Below are 17,553 nucleotides of genomic sequence, written 5' to 3' on the forward strand. Positions count from 1 at the left end.
GTAGTTTTCTGTTTAATAGAAAGTCTATTTTTTCCCTTTTGATAAATTTTTAAATGAACCTATAATAGTAGTGAATCTTTGGTTGTGAGTAAATTACATTTTTAATAAAACTCCACTTAAATAATTTGCTGTCAATGATTTAAAGCAAAATATTTATTTATTTCAAAAGTAAAAGACTTTCAAACCAATAACTAACAAGCATATATTATTTTTCAAATCACTGATTTTTTTTTGCTATTTTTTAAAACTATTAAAACTTATATAACGTTTACAATAAAATGCATTACTATTTTTTTAACTTTTTTAAAAATCATTTAACTATGAAAAATGTAAATACCCCTCCATTATCAGTAAATTATGTAATAAAAATTTCATTACTATTTTTTATTTTTTCGATTTTCACCATTGATTCTTATGCACAGAAAGGCTGTGGTGATGATTGTGGAGGGACATGGTCTTCCCAACAACAAATAATTATTCCAGCCCCTAATTATCCTAATTGTGACATTGCCGTTTTTTATAGAACAAAACAATGTGTTGATAACTCAGTACAGGTTGATATTTCAGGCTGGGGGCTTATTAATGGAAACTGTGATGCCTTTATGTCAACTTTCATTACGCCTTGGCCTGCTGTCTCTCCTATAACAATAGATCAGGATGTCCTTGCTCAAATAGATTTAGAGGTCATGCGTTCGTTGGGAGATCAGTTATTTATTGATACTTATAACCAATTACCAACATCTACACAACAAACACTTCATTGTCCTCAATACAATCCTATAGCACAAATAAACTTTGAATTGAAAAGCTGCATATCTTACTGTATCAGTTATGACAGAGATAACCCAGGAATTGTTAGGGTTACTAAAACACCATGTTCCGAAACAGAATGTTGCATAATAAAACGTCAACATTGTTTTAATACCCAAACAGGACAAGTGGAGGCATTAGAAACTGTTACAACTGTCGGCAATCCTGCTTGTGGAGAAGGAACAAGCGTACCCACTTGTAATCTACCTTCTAATCATGAATTTCTTGGACAAACAAGATGCACTATTCTTTGTGGTGATGAAGAATGAAATTAATATACTCTAATTGAAGATATAGAGATAAGATATAGACAAAGAAAGCTTTATTTTTTGCATAAAAGTAGAGTTTTCTTTGTTTTAATTAATTAACCTAAAAAAATAATAGTATGTTGGCAATAAAAAATACACATATAGCCCTCATTTTATTTCTAACCATCCTAAGCTTATATACCAACGCTCAATCCCTCAATCCTGATAATTATAGTTTGATGGAAACCAGAGCAAATGGAGATGTTTTCATTACAGATGATGGAGGTGTAACCCGACGACAAGTTTTCAAAAATTACATTTCTCCAACAAATTATACGCTGATTGAAACTAGAAACAATGGTACACAATATACAACAAATGACGGTGGAGTTACACGCATTCCTCTACTAAAAAAGCAGGATGCTCTGCCAGTATTTGACGGCACTCCTATTCAGTGGCTCTCGCTTATGAGAAATGAAACAGCCTCTACTCATCCTGATGATATAGGAAGTATTCCTGCCGACATAATATTTTTAAGAACCAGTTTAATATTAGAAGAAGAAATTATATTAGTTTATGAGTTGGAATCAAGAGAAGGATGGCTATTGACCAGCATTGATAAAAAAACAGGTGGAACGAATTGGACTACAGTTAGGAGCAGACCCACTAACAATGCAGAATTTCGTACATCTCCAATCTATTTGTATAAAAGTAGTGAATCTACTATAGAACTAATAGGGTATGAGCATTCATTAGGACCTATTGCTGCTATATTTGGGGATATTGGCTATATGTTCAAAGCTAGTATTTCACTAATAGATGGAGCAGTAGTAAGCTACATAAACCCGAAAGAGGAAGATGGCGGTACATTTGTATTTAATTCACAGGGCATAAATGCTAAGTTGTTACATTTCCCAGAACAAAATAAATTTTTAATCACCGAATTCTTTCCAAATAATGCACTAACTCCAATAGGAATTTGGAAAACATTAGAAGCAAACGGAGATTGCAAAATAAGTGGGGAAGAGAAATATTTGACAGCCACTAATGATTCTATCAACAGATACCTTTATCAAATAAAAGGCTTAGGTAGAACAGGTATTGATGGGGCTATGCTTTTTCTACAAGAATGGAACGCTGAAAATTTCGTCAACCCTGTTCACCATATTGAATTGGCTAAACTTGATAGTGATAGATCTTTAGTATGGAAAAAAGATATCACCTCCGATGTCGGTATAAACGGAAGATTTGTATCACATTCATCTAATACTTATTTGGTTTATGGAAAATTATATACTGGAAGTATACCATTTGATGATAATGCCCCCTATTATGCTAGTAATTTTGATGATGAAGGAGAGTTGTTGTGGAAACAAACTTTTCCTACAACAGACGAATTACAAACTGCAGTCGAATACAATGAAGATACCTACCTTCTTGCAGGGGTAAGAGAGGAAAGTGAGTGTTTTTTAGTGAAATTGGACAAAGAAGGAAATACTGATGAAATAGCTAATTGGCAGCTAAATGTAGGCGAAAACTATCAAAAGGTGATTGTTGACAAACTTATACCTTTACAAAATGGTGATATTGCAATTTCCATGTTTGTGTACCGAGATACCACTATTACAAATCAATTTGGAGAAACCCTTACTAATAGAATAGGAAAACGATTTATTGGACTTATAGACAAAGATGATTTGATAACAGACATACCTACGGAAAATGTGATTGAGAATACTCATTTAAACATGAAAGTTTATCCAAACCCAAGCAACGATTTTCTAAATGTTTATTTTCAAGTGGCACATCAAGGAATACTTCAATTGCACAATTTACATGGGCAAGTGATACAACAAATACAAGTTGATAATGAAGTGTCATTAAAATTAGATACCAGTCAATTACCAAAAGGATTGTATTATTTGCAGTGGAATTCAGAAAAATACGGACAACAAACAGAAGCAATAGTTCTTAAATAATTGGTTCTAAAACCTATAATTCTTACTCAAAAAAAGCCTCCTTAAAATTTACAATTATTTGAAGAGGCTTTTTTATAACACTTAACATTCATTAGACTTTGGGCAAAAGACATAAGAAAAAAAGAATAAGCCATTGACAGCAAAGGAATTAAGCAAAATCGAAAGAGGAATACAATTTGCTCATAACCAAACATTTACTTCTTTTGTGTTTCTACTCATGTCTTTCGTCCAAAGTCCAATATCTCATCAATAATCTTCCTCATCTTCATTCTGGTTTTCCAAATTTCTCTTTTGGTTTTCTATATCCAAATTGTAAACAGGTCCTGTTGCAGTTTGCTGCAAATCAGTTTGAATCAATCCACTCAAGGTACTGATGTCCGTATTGGGAGGAACAACGGCAATTTGAATTTTAGAAGCCAACTCTTTATTGACCAAAAAAGATGCAAAAACGGGATTAGTCTGATATAAACCTGCTAAATTCACTTGATTGTCCTTATCCACAGTCAGCAAATTTCGTTTTTGATCCACATCCAAATTGTTGAGGTCTCTGCGTTTTTCCAACTCTGCATCTGCCAAAACTTGAATTCTGCGAGCTTCTGCCAATGCCTTTTTTTCGATTACCTGTGCTTCGGTTTCGGCTTCTGCCAATTTGGTCAATCGTTTTTTGCGCTCAATCTGGGCATTGATTTCTGCCACTTCACCCTCCACTTTCGCTTCTTCAATTGTCACAGTTCCTTCGGCTTTTGCTTTTTTGCGTTTGGCTTCGGCTTGTTCGAGGTCGAGAATGTTTTTGAGGCGAATCTGCTCCAACTCTCGCTCTCGCAAGCCAATTTGCTCCATTGCATCGGTAAAAGTCTTGGGGAAATAAATATCAGAAACAATGATTTCCTTGATTTCTACTCCATCTTCGCCCAAACCACCCAGTAGTCTTTGCTTCAAATCACGGATATAAGGCTCTCGTTGTGTAGTAAATACAGAATCTACGCTCGAATATGTATTCGATAGTTTACCGGCCAATTCTCGCCCACGAGGAATCAACATCAGTGAGTCGTATGCGCCCAAACTGTTGAATTGATCGTAAAACAATGAAGCATCATCGATTTTCCAACGAATTGATAGGACTAAGTTGATGGGAACACCATCACCCAGTCGAACATCTTTTAAAGTTGTCTGAAAAACGTGGTCACGATTGGCAGTGCTACTATAACGGGTGCAGGCCCAAAACTGCAATACGCAGGCAGCAAGGCACACATAAATGGTGAAATGTGGTCTTTTGGTCATGGAAATATTTGATTGAAAAGTGTAAAGGAAGGGAATTGACTTGCAATTGCTAATGTACCTATTTTTAACGTACTTCTTAAAAATTTTGGTATATTTTTTCTACATTTTTTTTCTGCAAATAGTTCCTTTTTTTTTAAAAGATGTAATGTTTTTTTGAATGAAACACATCTGCACACACATCTCACCATCTCGCTGGTGTGGGCAAAGAATGGTCATTATCGGCATGAATGTGTTTGTAATACACGCCAATACGTTGGAAGCCCACTTTTTTGAGGGCATCAAGGATGCGTTTTTTCTGTGCAGTGCCATTGAAGGAGATATCCATCGCTAAACCTCGAAGGTGAGCAGAATTGGCTACTCCGCCAACCATGCGATTTCTCACCCTATCCCGATAGCCCGAGTTCAATACAAACTTTTCTCCTGCAATCTTTTCTGCTTTCACCAACATTTGAAGCGTTGTTAGCTGCAACTTGAGGCGTTCTTGTTGACTCACAAGAAGTTCGTCCACACCGATTGGCGGTGGCGGAAGGTTTGAATTGGAAGGTAGCGGTAACACTTTCTGATTGAAGGAGGCGAATTTTGGAGGGAATTGGATATCAGTGAGTTGCACTTCTTCAATGAGTGTACCTTCTTCACTAAGATGATGGAGCAGAGCGGAGGCAACATCTGCCCGAAACTGCTGTATTTTTTTGCTGTGCTTGAAATCATTGATACGGTAAGCAGCAGTGATTTTGGTACACAGTTCTTTGGTGCGGGGAAGGAGGATGGACTCGTTGTAGGTTTTTGTTGTGTCAAACTGCTCGTGAAAAAGTAGGGTGTCCACAATAGACCATCGAATGTGAAAAGACAATTGAAGGGGAATCGCATCTGCTAAAAAGGTTTGTGATACATGGACTTCTATGTTTTCGGCAATGTTTTCGACAAAATTTTTCGGCGGTTCTTGACAAGCCCAAAGTGTGGCTATCAGCAGAAATGCAAATAGAGTGTTCCAATGGTTCATTGTGAAAAGTGAAATTACTCGAAATAAAGTTGAGGCTGAAACATCAAATAGAAAGAAACGGCTCGCCAGTCATCACCTCCTCCAAAAAAACTTCAACCGATTGCATCCAAAGTTCGTGTTCATTGCGGCAATAGGATTGATGGCCACTGTTTTCAAAAATTTGGAGGTGTTTGTAGCCCGAAAGGGATTGGTAAATGCTCTCGGTTTCTTCGAGCATTACCCGACTGTCTTTTTTGCCATACATCAACAAAGTAGGTGTCCGCACTGCTTTGGCATAATCGGCTGGATTGTGCTTGAAGGCCCAAAAACCATTTTGCAGCCCACCCCAAAGCACCAAAAGCTGGGAAGTTGGGAAACTTGGGGCATTGAGGACGGTGAAGCGGTTTTGAATGGTTTGCTGCATCGAACCAAAGGGACATTCCACCAAAATAGCGGCAGGTTGAATATCCGAAATGCTCAAAGCCCGCAGAATAGCTGCTGCTCCCATGGAAGCTCCAAAAAGCACAATGTTGTCCTCCATAAGTTCTTCTTCTGCAAAATAATACGCATATATTACATCTACTGCCTCGCCATATCCAATGCTTGTACTTTTGCCTTCTGAGCCGCCATGCCCTAAAAAATCTATCATCAAGGCATTGTAGCCCATTTCATTGAAGCCATAAGCCTCTTCCAACTGCAATGACTTGACTCCCAAATATCCATGAAACAATATGACTGTACCCTTTGCATTTTCGACAGGCAAAAGCCATCCTTCAATTTCTTTTTCGCCTCTTGAGGGAAATGTGACCCGCTCATACTTTTTGGTAGGCAAGACTTCGTTTTGCGGTTTGGGATGGTCGACTCCAAAGGGTATCAAAGCCAATTTGTCCATCATGGTTAGTTGTTCGATGCCCTTGCTTCGCTCTATCTTTTTGTCTTCGAGGCTGAAATGCGTGAACTTGTAGGCGTGTATATAGGTAAGGACGTTCAAGAGGATGAACAGCCAAATTGTTATTCTTAGGAAAAATTTGAAGCGGGATTTTTTCATTGTAGGGAGATATTAGCTATCAGGTTTTGGAAAAAAACTGGTTATTTATAACAATGAAATTACTTGAAAAATTGTTTTCAAATGATACAATGCTTTTGTAAAGAAAATGTTGTGCCATTTACTCACACTTCAAATCTTCTATATTGTGAAAAAAACACTGTTTCTACTCCTCACCTCGCTTTTTCTATTTGGCTGCAATACTTCAAATAAAAGCCTGTTTGTCACCGAAAGTGGTGAAACCTTCAAATTGAAGAATCCGCCTGGTACGATAAAAATTGGAGAGAATTTGTTTGCGGATAAGATGGAGGCTTCAAACATAAATTATCGAGAGTATTTGTATTGGATAATGGAAATATATGGTGAAAAATCAGAAACCTACCAGAAAGCATTGCCTGATACTTTGGTTTGGGATACTGAAACCGAAGATTTTTTAATTGATATTTATTTTCGTCATCCTGCTTTGAATGATTTTCCAGTAGTGGGATTGTCTTACGAACAAGCCTTGGCTTTTTGTAGTTGGCGGTCGGATAGGGTTTATGAAGTTAGGTTAATTGATAAGAAAGTTATCAGTCATACTTTTTCCCAAGATTCTACCAATTACTTTTCGATAGACCGTTTTTTGAAGGAAAATAATGCTGACAGCCAATTATTAGAAGAAAATCCCTATCCTAAATACCGACTTCCAACTATTGAAGAATGGGAATATTTGGCAAGTGGTGGTTTGGATAAGGCAAAATATCCCCATGGTTATGATGAATTATCGAAAGGATGGAAAAAGGTAACTAAGAAAGGCTATCAGGTCTATACGGTAAAACAGATAGACAAGGAAGAACCTCTTCATTTTTATGGCTCTAAAGAAATAAGTACTGATGCCAATATAGGCTACCCCAACAACTTCGGCTTTCTCCACACCATCGGCAATGTAGCCGAAATGACCTCCGAAAAAGGAATTGCCAAAGGTGGAAGTTGGTGCCATTCATTGGAGGAAAGCAAAATTGAAGCGAACATCGAATATGATAAACCAACCAAATGGCTTGGTTTTCGGTGTGTTTGTAGTTGGGAGAATCCAGTGAAATGAAAATTAAAATTGAAATCAAAATGAAAAAAAACGTAATTTTAAGCACTCGATTTCTACGATTCATTATCTAATTAACCAACAATATGAAACATCTTTCCATCACCATCCTATTGATTCTATTGACCATGACCACAAAAGCACAAACATTCTACGGTTCCGAACCCTTTGCACATACCTATTCGATAGTGGCTTACGATGAAAAAACGGGCGAGATGGGTGTGGCGGTTCAGTCGCATTGGTTTTCGGTGGGGAGTTTGGTGACTTGGGGCGAAGCAGGGGTTGGAGTAGTGGCTACGCAGTCGTTTGTGAATCCCGCTTTTGGGCCACAAGGTTTGGCATTGATGAAAGTGGGTTTATCGCCCAAACAGGCTTTGGAGAGTATGATTGCAGCAGATGAAGGTCGGGATGTGCGGCAAGTAGCACTGTTGAATACGAAAGGTGAAGTGGCGGCTCATACAGGCGAAAAGTGTATTCAAGCGGCGGGACACATTGAAGGAAAGCACTATTCGGTTCAAGCCAATATGATGCTCAACGATAAAGTTTGGGGGGCGATGGCGAAGGCTTTTGAAACGACAGAAGCACCCTTGGCGGAACGCATGATGGCGGCTTTGGAGGCGGCAGAATCGGTGGGTGGTGATATTCGGGGCAAACAGTCGGCTGCGATTTTGGTGGTGAGGGGTGAATCAACGGGTAAGGTTTGGGAAGACCGTTTGGTGGATTTGAGGGTGGAGGACCATGAGAATCCGATTGCGGAAATCAAACGGGTTTTGAAGGTGCATAGGGCGTATGAACACATGAACAAGGGTGATTTGGCGGTGGAACATGGTGACATGGATTTGGCAATGAAGGAATATGTGGCAGCGGAAGAGATGTTTCCAGAGAATGAGGAGATGAAGTTTTGGCACGCTGTTACGCTGGTGAACAATGACCGATTGAAGGAGGCTTTGCCTATTTTCAAAGAGGTTTTTACTAAAAACGAAAACTGGAAGGTACTGACTCCTCGCTTGATTGATTCGGATTTATTGAAGGTGTCGGAGGAGGATTTGAAGAAGATATTGAAGCAGTAAGGAGAGGTGTTGAATGGTTTGCTTGTAGCACCATATTTTGTGAATTTTTCATAAATCATTGATAATTAATAAATTAAACGAGAAACCGAATGGCTTGTTAATTATTGACCCTTAAACCGTCAATCAAGCAACTGCTGTTTTTCGAGTTGCTTTTGAAGCGAGAATATCCACTTTTTGTTCTTTTGGTAGGGAGAAATAAAAAGTGCTGCCTTCACCCGATTGTGATTCTACCCAAATCTTTCCATGGTGTTGTTCTACAATTTTTTTGCAGATAGCCAAGCCAATGCCCGTACCTTCGTATTTGGTACGGTTGTGTAGTCGTTGGAAAATCACAAATATCTTGTCGGTATATTCTTGTTCCATCCCAATACCATTGTCTTTCACCGAAATGATGAATTCCTTGCTGTTATCGGCACAATGTATGTGTATCTCTGGATTTTTTTCACTTCTAAATTTGATAGCGTTTCCTATGAGGTTTTGAAACAACTGTATCATCTGTATGCGATTGGCGTAAATGGTTGGTAAATGTTCAGCAATTATTCGCACTTCATTTTGTTTGATAGCCGTTTGATAATTGCCAGAAACCTGATTTACAATGTCATTCAGTGAGAGATGTTCGGCGTGATTGTCCTCTTGCATCCCAATTCTGGAATAGGCCAATAAGTCGGTCAGTAGCTTGTGCATATGGGTGACGGAAGAAGAAATAAAGTGCATGAAATCTTTTGCATCCTCATCACCTTCAATAAGATAACGTCTTTCGAGTAGTGTCGTAAAACCGCCAATGTTTCGCAGGGGTTCCTTCAAATCGTGGGAGGCGATGTAGGCAAACTGTTCGAGTTCACGGTTTGAAGTCGCCAGTTTATTGTTTTGGAGTTGGATTTCCTCATTTTTTTGTGCCAAGAGTTTGTTCATCGCCGTTTGTTCTTGATAACGGCTAAAAAATAACCAAGCTACCAATACCAAAAAACTCAATCCGACCAAAAAAGCATACCGATAGACTTGTTCGATTTGCTTCTCTTTTTGCATGATGGCGATTTGTTTTTCATTCTCTTTTTTCTCCAATTCATAGGTTTGCTTCAAACCTGCCATTTGCTGCATTGCCTCATCCTTGATGAGTGAGTCACGAAGTTCGATGTATCCTTTTTGCACTTGATACGCCTTATCAGAGTTACCATCATTAAAATAAGCTCTGGAAAGATCTAAGTATATTTCTCTTATTCTCGAACGGTCTCCCAATTGCTGGTGTATAAGAAGTGATTGTTCTAGATAATCAATGGCTTTTGCGTAGTCTTTGTTTTGAGAATAAACTCCACTAATGGCTTGCAAACAATTGGCTTCTCCAAATTTATCTCCTGATTTTTGCATCAAGTCTAAGGCTCTTTCAAAATAACTAAGTGCTTTATCGGGCATCTCCAAGATAATGTAATTCAAGCCTACATTATGAGAAGCATAAGCAATCCCCAAATCGAAAGACATACTTTCGGCCATTTTTAGAGATTGTAAGTTGTATTTTACAGATTTATCATTGTCTTTTATTTCACCATAGACGCTTCCAATTGCAGCAAGACTTCGATAGATAATAGAACTGTCTTGAGCTGCTTGAGCCATTTCTTGTGCTTGCTCATAATGCGCCAATGCTTGTGGAAAGTTTTGCTGATAGAAGAAGATAGAGCCAATGTTGTAAAGGGTTGAATAAATACCCTCTTTGTCATTCAGTTCTTCATACATTTTCATTATTTGAAGGCGATAACCATAGGCTTTTTCGTATTCACCCATCGTGAGGGATAGTTCGGCTATACTCTTCAAAATTTTAATCTGGTCTTTTTTTACCAATAGATTGTTTCCTATTGTTATAGATTTCCCAAATGATTCGAATGCTTTTTCATTGTTATTGAGCAGTATATGTACCTTTGCTAGTAAAGCGTACAGCTTACTTTGTTTGGAAAATTGTTTGGTGTAGTTTGCTGTTGTGATAGCTTCTTCCAATGATTGTTTCAAAGACAACAATTCTTCTTCTTCAAGGCTTAGAGTCCCCATATCTTCAAAAACTTCAATAAACTTATCTTCCTTCTGGTTGCCTATTTCTATCAAAACAGTTTTTAAACTATCCGTAGTATCAGCATAAGAAAAGACAAGTGAGTTTAAGAAGAAGCAAATAATACAGTAAAAGTATGGTTTTATAGATGCCATAGATAAAAATGGGAGATGCTTATTTTTGATATAAAATTTGCTGTTATGTAACAATGAATATATTCAGCTTAAAGCAAAAAAAATGCCAACTTCTATTATCGTTTGTTGAGAAATTGGCATTTTAACCTAACTATTCCACTTACATTCAACAATCTAAAGAAGATTGTATATACATCTTAATCCCTGTATTGTTTAGATGCCAGGAGGAGGAATAAATCCTAAAGAATGAGTAACGATGCCCCGTACAATCTTAGCTATAGGAGAGGAATTGCCAAGTCCCCCTTTTAGATCAGTTGCTTTAGAACCGTTAATTTCTTTAACGTTGTCTAATTGCTTCAATTCAGAAATAGATACTTTTTTCATTGCCGTATAAATTTGAGTATTAATAAATTTGCCAAAAGTAAAATTAGATGTGAAACCAAATGGCTTGCTTTGGATTCACTTTCTAAAGAGCAAAAACAATTCCAATTTTGAAAAAGAAAAATATTTAAAAAAAACTTGATGATAGCTATCCAAAATATTAGAGAAAAAAATAAAATAATGACATGAAAAGTTTTTTCAAAAACAATAAAAAAATACAATTACAAACTGATAAACAAGTATTTACACAGCAATAAATCTATCTGTCATCGAAAAGGATAGTATCATTTTGGCCTATACTTTCAAAAGATTATGCCAAAAGACTATTGGCTGATTTTGGAGCAGCATAGACTTATTTGTCATCATAGTATTGGTTTTTTCTTCAATAAAGTATTGCCTACTTTTTTTCATTCATAGGAAAACTAAGTGATTTGCGTAGTTTCTGCGAGTTTTACCGTTTTTTCAAAATACGTTTTTAAGCCGTTTTCTTAGCCTTGCTTTGCCGTTACCTTTGTGCCATTAATTAACAATAAACAATTCAAATACTAAAAAACCACAACACTTTCACTAACACAATTTTAAAATGCTTAATCATCACGCAGAATTCACAAAACTCACCGACAACGAATTATTATCTACCTACAGTGCCACAAACGACGACAAATGTATTGCCACATTGTATAGTCGTTACTATCAAAAGGTTTATCATAAGTGCCTGACATTCACAAAAGATAAGGACAAAGCCTTTGATTTGACTCAGGATATTCTGGTAAAGACACTACGCAATGTCTCTTCATTTCAGAGTAAATCTGCTTTTTCGAGTTGGTTGTACCGAATCACCTACAACTACTGCATAGACTATGTTAGAAACAAGAAGAAGAGGGCAGAAATATCCTTGGAAACGCAAATCCACATTGCAGAACAGATGCCTTACGAGGAATATAAAGAAGACGATTACCAACGTTTCAAAAGAGTTCAAAAATTGTTGAGCCGTTTTACTGGCGAAACTAGAGAAATGCTTGAATTAAAATACTTAGAAGGATATTCCCTAAAAGAAATTATGGATAAATACGGTTTGGCAGAAAGTGCAGTAAAAATGCGTTTGCTTAGAGCAAAAAGAAAAATTGCTGACTTATATGATAAAGAGTTCATTCAATAGAGAACTAATTATGAGATATTTTAAGGGCTATTAGACATTAAGTTATCAAGACCAATTTTTACTTTATAGACTCTCATTTTTCTGATATTTGAAGTAGAGTCATATACAACCATCGAATGAGTATCCAACTTATTCGATGGTTTTGTTTTTAGAGTAGATGGAAGCCATCGCATCTATTCTACTATTGAGGATAGGCACTATATGACTAAATTCCTCGAAACCAATCCAACAGTTGCAAAATTTCCTAATAGCTATCATTCATCAATATCAATCCTTTTTTAGCTTTAACTACTTTTGAAGACAACCAATCCTCTCTAAATTGCTTGATTTTTTTGTCCACCTTCAAACCTGCATCCTCATAAGTAATCACTTCCAAACGATAGTCTTCGGATAATGTAGCAACGGTTTTTTGAGAATTCCCATGATGTAAATAAGTGATTTCTACCTCATCACCAACGGCATGTGTTTTCAATATATCTTGAAGCGATTGGCTATTCTTCAATATTTTTCCGTCAATTGCCGTAATCACATCTCCTACATCTAAGCCAGCATTGTAAAGTGGAGTACCTTTCACCGTACCAGAATTGATTTGAAGTCCTTTGTCTTTTTGAAAAGAATACTGACAGCGACTCAAATAGGCACGATTAGGATATTTTTTTTGCAGTAACAGACCAGCATTGGCCAGCAATGCTTTGTAGTCGTTGATAGCAGTTCCGTAGATATATTCTTTGAAAAAAGTGTCGGCAAAATTTTTATCCCCTGTCACTTCTGCAAGTGTGGTTTCCAAATCTTGTATCGTGAATGGGATTTCTTCTTTGCCATAAGATTGCCAAAGCGCATACATATAGTCATCTAAATTCACATTATCAAAAGAACTACGCAATTGAAGGTCGAGAGCCAAACCAATCACACTGCCTAAAGGATAATAAGACGTGTGGCAATTTTGAAAATTGGTTTTATCCATTTGACTTGCAGCATCTACAAAAGGCGCACGTTGGCTCATGTCAATAGCTGAATACAAGCCAGTTGCAGGTTGATTCAATACATACTGAAGATCAGTACTCAATTTAGCTGCATAATCATCAAGTGTGTGAACACCTACCCTGCAAAGTATTAAATCATCATAATAGGATGTAAAACCTTCTGCAAACCACAGTTCTCCACACATATTGGCATGTTCGAAGTCAAAAGGTTCTAAAGAAGCAGGACGAAGCCGTTCTACATTCCAACAATGAAAAAACTCATGGGATACAGTTCCCATCAAAGGTACTATATTGTTAGCCAAACTATTGGAAGATGTGAGCATGGTGGAATTTCGATGCTCCATACCATCACCATTGATTCCTGTTCGGTAATCACAAATAAAAGTGTAGTTACCAAAATCATAACTCGGTAGTTCTCCATAAATAGCCTGTTGCTCCAAAACTACTCTTTTTACTATCTCTGCAAAATCATCAATAACAGTTTCCTCCGTATCATGCGTTACTGCCAATCGCATAACCAATTTATTGCCATCAGGATTCTGAACAGACCATTCTCGCAAGCTATAATCACTCAATTTGGTGGGACTATCCATAAAATATTGCAGATTTGGGGCTAAAAAAATTGAAGGAGTAGCTGTTGATTTAAGCTGTGTAGCAATCTTCCATTTGCTATTTTCAGGGATATGAAATTCAACCGTAATCGGGTATTTTTCCAAACCTTTTGCCCACATAAAAGTAGCAGGGATGTTGAGATGTGCGTGTGTATCATCAATTTTGGCATAGGTTCCATCTGCTCTATCTGCAAATAAGGTATAGTGAACATTTACAGTCCCATTGTGTTTTAATATCTGCCAAGACTCAGGGGTAATACGTTCTATTTCTAATGCCTGACCCGCTTCATCTAGTGCAGCCACATTGTACACGTTTTTGCCAAATTGATGAATGGCATATCGTCCAGGGGAAGTGGAACTCATCGTAACAATAAATGGCTCATCAGGCAAATGTCTATAGGTGATGCTGATTTCTGCCTCGTGATGCAGTGCATTGGGAAAAGCTATTTCATAATGACTTGTAGGAATAATGGTATTGGACTCAAACTGCGCTGACAATACGAAAGGACATAATAATGTACAAATCCACAACAATAGATAATTTCTCATGGCAATTGGGAGATTTTAGAGTAAAAAATAGACTATGGGACACTTATTGAATATTGACGAACTAGTAGCATTTTGAAGGTTTTTTTACAAAAAACGTACTATTTCAAACATCAATAAAATCATTCATTCAAACCAAATGAGAGGAGTCTGATTTTGAATGTTTTGTCACAGAGTTGGATAATAAAAAACAAAAACATAGGTATTTTATGGTAATATATTAGAAGAATAAATTACTAAAATTAGGAGTTGAAAAAATCTAGGGTTGTGCTAATGAGTATGTAAATATAAAGCATTAAATATCGTCAAAAAAAACAAAATCCATAACATTTACCTATTTTTTGACACATTTTTTTGGTTTTTTTACAACAAAATGAAGATTTACAGTAATAAAAAATCAAAACATCACCAAAACTGCAAAAGTCTTATTAATTTGCATGATTAAAAAATAAACTATGGACAAACGAACTTTTCTCAAAGCTACTGCAATTACAACTGCTGGAATAATCATCAATCCATTAGCAGGTTGTCAGCAAACGACTGAAAAAAATACAACTACTGATAAACCCGCCGAACTGTCCACTACGGCTGATGCTTTTACCTTACCTCCTCTGGCCTATAGTTTTGCGGCACTTGCGCCCAATATTGATGCCGAAACGATGGAAATTCACCACGATAAGCACCATGCGGGCTATGTCAAAAAACTCAACGCCGCCATAAAAGGAACATCATTTGAAGGCAAAACATTGGAGGAAATCGTCAAAAGTGTGTCCGATAAAGACGCTGACACTGCTGTTCGCAATAATGGCGGTGGTCACTTCAACCACAGTCTTTTCTGGTCGGTCATAGGCCCTGCCGAAGCAAGCGGACAACCCGAAGGTCAATTAGAAGAGGCTCTAAATGCGACATTTGGCAGCATCGGTAAATTCAAAGAAGCATTTTCTGCTGCTTCCAGTTCTGTATTTGGTTCGGGATGGGCATGGCTCTGTGTTGGAGAGGACAAAAAAATGTTCATTACCACCACTCCCAACCAAGACAACCCTTTGATGAAGAGTCTGGTCGAAAAAGCAGGAACGCCTATTCTTGGCATAGATGTTTGGGAACACGCCTATTACCTCAACTACCAAAACCGCCGAGCCGACTACATTGCCAACTTCTACAATGTAGTGGATTGGAGCAGTGTTAGTGAGCGTTTTGCAGGATTAATGTAGTGGCTTGCAAAAAAGTACATACACTGATTCTAAAGTTATTTATACCTTCAAAAGGGCTTTAGCCTTGTCCCTATTCCAATGAAATCGGAATAGTATCGCAGCGATGCTGCTGGAATATAAATAAATTCAAAAAATAGCACAATAAATATTTGACTATGAGCAAATTGCATTTTCAATGTAATTATCCTTAAATTATTTACTGCTAACGACATCAAAATATTTTGTCTTACGTCTTACATCCAAAGTCCAAATCACTTAATCCCCAAAAAAAATGCAGAGCCTCTCAAGCCTCGCCGTCAAAACTTACTTCAAATGGCAACGACACAAAAGAGGAGGTAAACACTACCCCATTCAAGTCGTCCGAAAATACTTTGAGCAGCAAGCCCGAAGACTACCTTCCGTCAAAAACTTGAAGGTAGAAACGGAGAAAACCGACATCAAGGGCATCCCCTCCACATGGTTCACCCCAAAACCAATCCCTTCAAAACCACTCGCCAATCACATCATTTACTACCTACACGGTGGAGGATACGCCATCTGTTCTGTCAATACCCACCAACGCCTAATCGCACACATCGCAAAAGCCTGTCACGCCAAAGTATTGGCAATTGACTACCGATTAGCGCCCGAACATCCCTTTCCAGCAGCCATTGAAGATGCCATCAGCGTTTATCAACACCTCCTTCAATCCTACCGCCCTTCTCAAATTATTCTCATGGGCGACTCAGCTGGAGGCGGACTCAGCGCTGCTTCCTTACTCAAAATGAAACAATTGCAAATTCCACTACCCAAAGCAGCCGTATTGCTTTCTCCGTGGGTCGACTTGGTAGGTGAAAACGAAAGTTACCACACCAAAGCCGACAAAGACCTCATCATTGCCGTAGCCGATATACGCCGCTACTCCAAAGACTACTTCAAAAACACCGCTCCCACACATCCCCTTGTATCTCCCGTATATGCAGATTTATCAGGTTTGCCGCCGCTGCTTATTCAAGTCGGCACACATGAAGTCCTCATAGACGATTCCCTCAAATTGGCGGAAAAAGCCAAACAAGATGGTGTAGATGTCACCCTACAAATATGGGAAAACATGCTCCACGTTTGGCAGTTTTTTGCGGATTTCATGCCCGAAAGCAAAAAGGCCATTCGGAATATTGCAGAGTTCATAGAACATTTGTAAGGAAGGCAATGGATGAATAAAACGGAAGCCTTCAATGGAAACATCAGAAGTTTCCAAAACCAAACTAGCTTTTCCCAATCTTTCAAATTCTTGGCATCTACACTCAATGTGATTTGCGAATAAAATTCTATAACATTTCCACCAAATTCTAACAAACAATTCTGACTTTTTTCCGTTATATTTGCACTCAATGTTCAAAAAAGCAATCCATATCCTCCTTGCCCTACTCATTTTAGGGACTTCAATGGGCTTGACAATCAACAAACACTATTGTCAAAATCAATTGAAAGGAATGGCTGTGTTTTTTCAGCCCCCGAATTGCCATGATCTAATCAAAAGCCAAAAAACATCGGGCTGCAAACACCATCAAGCACCCAAACCCACTTGCAAACATGCAGAAAAGGGTGATGTAAAAGGCTGTTGCAGTAATGAATCGGAATATGTCCATTTAGAACAGAACCTAATCAGTCCTTCTATTTCACAAGACATAACACCTATTTTTGAATGGGCGGCAATCCTTCATTTTACCTTCAATGACATCTATTCCTCTTCCAATCATACCAACGCAAAGTTTCAACACTATTCTCCTCCGCTGCTCTGTCGAGACATCACATTGTTGGTACAATCTTTCCTTTGTTGAGCATTTCCTCAAACGATGACCTATTCCTTTGTCATTGTCTATTAGATTTTATTACATCTATTTTCTTATTCGGTGCTAATTATTTGCACGCAGATGATGTTCTGTAACGGCAATTTTAATTGTAGTCACACCATATCAATTCCCTGCATCTCTCTGTCTCTCCGTTTAATACAAACTGTGTGA

General features: G+C 37.7%; 14 protein-coding genes. 8 read left to right on the forward strand and 6 right to left on the reverse strand.

Annotated features, from left to right (window positions below; all coding sequences use genetic code 11):
- The first annotated feature begins 320 nt into the window (after window positions 1-320).
- Together R3E32_06260 and R3E32_06265 are read left to right on the forward strand one after the other, a co-directional pair.
- On the forward strand, window positions 321-1,079 hold the full coding sequence (locus R3E32_06260) for a hypothetical protein (GenBank protein ID MEZ4884327.1): 759 nt from the start codon (window positions 321-323) through the stop codon (window positions 1,077-1,079).
- Between the two features lie 116 nt (window positions 1,080-1,195).
- Window positions 1,196-3,037 (forward strand): T9SS type A sorting domain-containing protein, encoded by a 1,842-nt coding sequence (locus R3E32_06265; GenBank protein MEZ4884328.1) that lies wholly within the window; start codon window positions 1,196-1,198, stop codon window positions 3,035-3,037.
- 246 nt (window positions 3,038-3,283) lie between these two features.
- Here the strand turns inward: R3E32_06265 and R3E32_06270 are convergent, their stop codons facing one another.
- The 3 genes from R3E32_06270 to R3E32_06280 all read right to left on the reverse strand — a co-directional run bounded on the left by R3E32_06270 (window position 3,284) and on the right by R3E32_06280 (window position 6,345).
- The gene (locus R3E32_06270) at window positions 3,284-4,318 is read right to left on the reverse strand and encodes an SPFH domain-containing protein (protein ID MEZ4884329.1); all 1,035 of its coding nucleotides are present in this window, start codon (window positions 4,316-4,318) and stop codon (window positions 3,284-3,286) included.
- A gap of 181 nt (window positions 4,319-4,499) precedes the next feature.
- Window positions 4,500-5,318, reverse strand: a complete 819-nt coding sequence (locus R3E32_06275) for a D-Ala-D-Ala carboxypeptidase family metallohydrolase (protein ID MEZ4884330.1) — start codon at window positions 5,316-5,318, stop codon at window positions 4,500-4,502.
- 43 nt (window positions 5,319-5,361) lie between these two features.
- Complete coding sequence (locus R3E32_06280) at window positions 5,362-6,345, reverse strand: alpha/beta fold hydrolase (protein ID MEZ4884331.1); 984 nt, start codon at window positions 6,343-6,345, stop codon at window positions 5,362-5,364.
- Window positions 6,346-6,490: 145 nt separating this feature from the next.
- Between R3E32_06280 and R3E32_06285 the strand changes: the two genes are divergently transcribed.
- Both R3E32_06285 and R3E32_06290 read left to right on the forward strand, forming a co-directional pair.
- Entirely contained in the window at window positions 6,491-7,423 is a 933-nt protein-coding gene (locus tag R3E32_06285; GenBank protein ID MEZ4884332.1) for an SUMF1/EgtB/PvdO family nonheme iron enzyme, read from the forward strand.
- A gap of 83 nt (window positions 7,424-7,506) precedes the next feature.
- On the forward strand, window positions 7,507-8,490 hold the full coding sequence (locus R3E32_06290; GenBank protein MEZ4884333.1) for a DUF1028 domain-containing protein: 984 nt from the start codon (window positions 7,507-7,509) through the stop codon (window positions 8,488-8,490).
- A gap of 123 nt (window positions 8,491-8,613) precedes the next feature.
- Here the strand turns inward: R3E32_06290 and R3E32_06295 are convergent, their stop codons facing one another.
- Together R3E32_06295 and R3E32_06300 are read right to left on the reverse strand one after the other, a co-directional pair.
- Window positions 8,614-10,581, reverse strand: coding sequence for a tetratricopeptide repeat protein (locus R3E32_06295; protein ID MEZ4884334.1), 1,968 nt, complete (start codon window positions 10,579-10,581; stop codon window positions 8,614-8,616).
- A 291-nt stretch (window positions 10,582-10,872) separates the two neighbouring features.
- Entirely contained in the window at window positions 10,873-11,043 is a 171-nt protein-coding gene (locus R3E32_06300; GenBank protein ID MEZ4884335.1) for a hypothetical protein, read from the reverse strand.
- A gap of 580 nt (window positions 11,044-11,623) precedes the next feature.
- Between R3E32_06300 and R3E32_06305 the strand changes: the two genes are divergently transcribed.
- Window positions 11,624-12,199, forward strand: a complete 576-nt coding sequence (locus R3E32_06305) for an RNA polymerase sigma factor (GenBank protein ID MEZ4884336.1) — start codon at window positions 11,624-11,626, stop codon at window positions 12,197-12,199.
- A 244-nt stretch (window positions 12,200-12,443) separates the two neighbouring features.
- On the opposite strand, the gene R3E32_06310 is transcribed toward R3E32_06305, so the two are convergent.
- On the reverse strand, window positions 12,444-14,342 hold the full coding sequence (locus tag R3E32_06310; GenBank protein ID MEZ4884337.1) for a PDZ domain-containing protein: 1,899 nt from the start codon (window positions 14,340-14,342) through the stop codon (window positions 12,444-12,446).
- Window positions 14,343-14,794: 452 nt separating this feature from the next.
- On the opposite strand from R3E32_06310, the gene R3E32_06315 reads away from it, so the two are divergent.
- From R3E32_06315 to R3E32_06325, 3 genes are all read left to right on the forward strand, one after another.
- Window positions 14,795-15,550 carry a superoxide dismutase gene (locus R3E32_06315; GenBank protein MEZ4884338.1) on the forward strand — a complete coding sequence of 252 codons (756 nt, stop codon included), beginning with the start codon at window positions 14,795-14,797 and terminating at the stop codon, window positions 15,548-15,550.
- 271 nt (window positions 15,551-15,821) lie between these two features.
- Complete coding sequence (locus R3E32_06320; protein ID MEZ4884339.1) at window positions 15,822-16,730, forward strand: alpha/beta hydrolase; 909 nt, start codon at window positions 15,822-15,824, stop codon at window positions 16,728-16,730.
- A gap of 190 nt (window positions 16,731-16,920) precedes the next feature.
- Complete coding sequence (locus R3E32_06325) at window positions 16,921-17,370, forward strand: hypothetical protein (GenBank protein MEZ4884340.1); 450 nt, start codon at window positions 16,921-16,923, stop codon at window positions 17,368-17,370.
- Window positions 17,371-17,553 lie beyond the last annotated feature (183 nt).

The sequence above is a fragment of the Chitinophagales bacterium genome, from assembly GCA_041392475.1.
Classification (GTDB): domain Bacteria; phylum Bacteroidota; class Bacteroidia; order Chitinophagales; family UBA2359; genus JAUHXA01.